At 60.3% G+C, this 252-nt stretch carries 1 protein-coding gene; it reads left to right on the forward strand.

Annotated features, from left to right (window positions below):
- Positions 1–252 (forward strand): UPF0149 family protein (locus tag GHO25_RS25995; protein WP_153393493.1); only part of this gene is annotated, 252 nt, incomplete at both ends.

Raw genomic sequence — 252 nt, forward strand, 5'->3', positions numbered from 1 at the left:
ACGTACGCAATGCCCTGATCGGTTTGCAAGAGATGGTCAAAGGTGAACTGACCAGTGACGACATGACTGTCGTACTGTTGTTGCCGACCGACGATGCTCCGCTGCCCGAGCGCGCTGCCGCGCTGGGTGAGTGGTGCCGCGGTCTCCTGAGTGGTTTCGGTCTGACCCGTCGCGAATATGCGATGAGCGAAGAAGCCAGCGAAGTGCTGCGCGACCTGGCGGCTATTTCTCAGGTGCAAGACGCCCTGGAAG

The organism is Pseudomonas sp. FSL R10-1350, assembly GCF_009600525.1.
In the GTDB taxonomy this organism is placed as follows: domain Bacteria; phylum Pseudomonadota; class Gammaproteobacteria; order Pseudomonadales; family Pseudomonadaceae; genus Aquipseudomonas; species Aquipseudomonas helleri.